The sequence below is a fragment of the Clostridia bacterium genome (genome assembly GCA_012841935.1).
GTDB lineage: Bacteria > Bacillota > Peptococcia > DRI-13 > DTU073 > DUTS01.
On record DUTS01000063.1, the window covers coordinates 1 to 2708 of the forward strand.

The 2708-nt window shown below is 37.5% G+C and carries 2 protein-coding genes and 1 pseudogene; all 3 read left to right on the plus strand.

Annotated elements, in window-relative coordinates; genetic code table 11:
* A pseudogene (locus GX687_03805) lies at window positions 1–248 on the plus strand (hypothetical protein).
* Between the two features lie 96 nt (window positions 249–344).
* A complete protein-coding gene (gene tadA / locus GX687_03810) occupies window positions 345–2057 on the plus strand; it encodes a Flp pilus assembly complex ATPase component TadA (GenBank protein HHX96571.1) in 1713 nt (570 codons plus the stop codon).
* Window positions 2058–2073: 16 nt separating this feature from the next.
* The coding region (locus GX687_03815; protein HHX96572.1) for a type II secretion system F family protein at window positions 2074–2708 on the plus strand (635 nt) is incomplete at its 3' end.

Here is a 2708-nt window from a genome sequence, read left to right on the forward strand (position 1 = left end):
AAAAAGCTAAAGAAGAAGCCCGGCAAAGAATGGAAGAAGCTCGTAAAAAAGCCGAAGAAGAGGCTCGTAAAAGAATAGAAGAAGCCAAAAAGAAGGCGGAAGAAGAAGCTCGTCAGAAAGCTGAAGCCGAGGCCGAGGCTAAAAAGAAAGCTGAAGAAGAAAAAAAACAGGCTGAGGCTAAGAAAAAAGCTGAAGAAGAAGCCCGTAAGAAGGCTGAGGAAGAAGCCGGGAAAAAGGCCATAGAGGAATGTGAGAAAGCAGCTGAAGAAGCTAGAAAGAAAAAAGGATTGGAAGAAAAATTGCGAAAAGAAGCAGGAGAAAAGAAACCTGTTGGCGAAGAAAGCATTGGGGAAAAAACAACAAAATCTAAAACTAGGGAAGATAAGCCCGAGCGTGTAAAACTTGGTGAAATTTTAATTAAAAAAGGCTTAATTTCTAGGGACAATTTGGAGGCGGCATTGAAAATTCAAAAAGAAACTCGAAAAAAACTTGGTGAAATTTTTGTAGATAATGGTTTAATTCAGGAGGATGACCTGGTAGATATTTTAAGTAAACAAATGGGTTTTCCTTATGTGGAACTAGACAAGATAATTATTGACCCTAAAATTCCCGGTTTAATTAAGGAAAGTTTGGCCAGAAAACATGTTTTAATTCCGGTAAAAATAGAAAATGGGCGTTTGATTGTAGCTATGTCTGATCCTCTTAATGTTTATGCTGTCGATGATATTAGAATTGCCACCGGTTATGGTGTTGTGCCTTATATTGCTGGGAAAAAGGAAATTTTAAGGGCTATCGAATATTATTATGGTCAACAAAGTACCGAAGAAGCCGTTGAGGACTTAATGCGGGAAATGGATGTTGAGGAAATAAATGATATTGACCAAAAAGTTCTGGATGAAATTAGTGATGCTCCTTTAGTGCGTTTGGTTAATTCATTACTACGACAGGCCGTAATAATGAAAGCTAGTGACATACATATTGAGCCTTTCGAGAGTTATGTCCGGGTTCGTTTTAGAATCGACGGGGATTTACAAGAAATTATGTCCTTAGATATTAGCACTCATGCGGCTTTGGTCGCACGCATAAAAATTATGGGTAAAATGGACATAGCCGAAAAACGCGTACCTCAGGATGGCCGGGTAGGTATTAAAATAGAAGATCGTCGTATAGATTTGCGCCTTTCTTCTTTACCTACCACTCATGGTGAAAAAATGGTTATTCGGGTTTTGGATCGAGAAAATGTTTTTATTCATAAAAGTCAACTTGGTTTTACCCAAGCCAATATTGAAAAACTGGATAAAATTATTCGTTATCCTTATGGCATAATTCTAGCTACTGGTCCTACCGGAAGCGGTAAAACTAGTACTTTATACACTGTTTTGTCTGAATTGAACAAAGTTAATCGCAATATTATCACCATAGAAGATCCAGTGGAGTTTAAGATTTCCGGCATTAACCAGGTACAAGTGAATCCTAAAGCAAACTTAACTTTTGCCAATGGATTACGTTCTATACTTAGGCAGGACCCCGATATTATTATGGTTGGGGAAATTAGGGACACGGAAACGGTACAAATTGCCGTAAGAGCCGCAATCACAGGTCATTTAGTTTTAAGTACGATTCACACTAATGATACTGCTTCAACAGTAATTCGTTTGATTGATATGGGGGTAGAGCCTTATTTAATTTCTAATGCTGTGGTGGGAATTATTGCTCAACGACTCGTTAAAAAAATTTGTGTAGAATGTAAAGAAGCTTATAAACCTACAGAAAAAGAAATAGCTTTATTGAATATTGACGCTTCAACTTCTCTTTATTGTGGACAGGGTTGTCCGGTTTGTAATAATACCGGTTACAAAGGCAGGACAGCGGTAACGGAAATTATGGAAATGGACAGTGAGATTAAAAGATTGATAGATCAGGGTGAAGGTGCTGATGTGATTAAAAAGGTGGCAATTGAAAATGGCATGATTGATTTACGTGATAACTGTAGGGAACTAGTCCTCGATGGTGTAACCACCGTTGATGAATATATTAGAAATACCTATATAGGTTAAAAAAGGAGGGGAGTATATGGCTATCTTTGTTTACGAAGCTGTAAATGATGTCGGAGAAATTGTAAAAAGCACTTATTCTGCTGAAAATAAAAATGCTGTCTTGGAGATGCTAGAAAATAAAAAATTATATCCTATAAAAATAGAAGAAAGCACTGGAAAGGAAATAAAATTACCGGTATTTCTACAGCGAATAAAATTAAAAGATATTGCTTTTTTCTGTAGACAAGTTTCCTCTTTGCTGGATGCTGGTGTGCCTATTGCAGATGTCTTGCAGATTGTTAAACAACAAATAGTGAACAAAAGATTAAAAAGAGCGGTAGAGGATGTTTCAGAAGAAGTGCAAACAGGAATGTCTTTTTCTGAAGCATTAAAAAGACAGGAGGTTTTTTCCCCACTATTGATACATATGGTTGCCGCGGGTGAGGCTAGTGGTACCTTGGATTTTGTTATGCGGCGGATGGCTGAGGATTATGAAAAGGAGTATGCTATGCGTAAAAGGGTAACCGGGGCCATGGTTTATCCAATTTTAATTATAGTTGTGGCAATCATTGCAGTTGTGTTTATTGTCACTTCTGTTTTGCCAAAATTTGTAGAGATGTTTACGGATGTCGGGGTTAAATTGCCTGCAGCTACGCAGATCTTACTCATTAT